General features: G+C 62.9%; 1 protein-coding gene. It reads right to left on the bottom strand.

The features are described from left to right. Positions 1–89 precede the first annotated feature (89 nt). A partial coding sequence (ubiA, locus tag EN939_RS36180; RefSeq protein WP_127272056.1) for a 4-hydroxybenzoate octaprenyltransferase occupies positions 90–862 on the bottom strand: 773 nt, incomplete at its 5' end.

Raw genomic sequence — 862 nt, 5'->3', positions numbered from 1 at the left:
CCCTCGGTCTCAGGCTGGTCATCGACGGCCAGGAGATTATTTCGAGGGATTAGCCTTCTTCTCCCCGTATAGTGACGGGGAGAAGAAGACTAAACCAGCGGCTTCAGAGCCACCCACACAGCGCCGCCGATCAGGCCCAGGAAGATCAGCCAGCCGACCTGGTTATTCGACCTGAACAGCCGCAGGCATTGGTCCGGATTGTCGATATCCAACACGGCGATCTGCCGCGCCATATGGGCGCCGGCGGCGATCAGTCCGGCCAGCGCCACCACCGGCGCTTGCGCCGACGCGAAGGCGATGGCGAAGCAGATCAGCGCGCCGCCATAAAGCCCGGCCAGCCACGATTTGGTGTTATCGCCAAACAGGCGTGCCGTCGAGCGCACGCCGACAATGGCGTCATCTTCCTTGTCCTGATGTGCGTAGATCGTGTCGTAGCCGATCACCCACAGGATCGAGCCGATATAAAGCATGATGGCAGGCCCATCGAGATCGCCGAACTCGACCGCCCATCCCATCAGCGCGCCCCAGGAAAAGGCAAGGCCAAGCACCAGTTGCGGCCAGTTGGTTATCCGCTTCATGAATGGATAGATGGCGATGACCGCCAGTGAGCAGATGCCGAGCAGGACGGCGAAGCTGTTGAACTGGATGAGCACGACGAGGCCGACCAGGGCCTGCAGGACGAGAAACAGCCATGCCCGCCGGCGCGTCGCCTTGCCCGACGGCAACGGTCGCGAGCGCGTGCGCTCCACCTGGCTGTCGATGTCCTCGTCGACGAGGTCGTTGTAGGTGCAGCCGGCGCCGCGCATGGCGATGGCCCCGACCAGGAACAGCACGAGATACAAAGGCGCCGGCAGCAGTGAGA

It is taken from the genome of Mesorhizobium sp. M7A.F.Ca.CA.002.05.1.1, from assembly GCF_003998335.1.
GTDB lineage: Bacteria > Pseudomonadota > Alphaproteobacteria > Rhizobiales > Rhizobiaceae > Mesorhizobium.
This window is presented reverse-complemented; position numbering and strand designations above follow the sequence as displayed.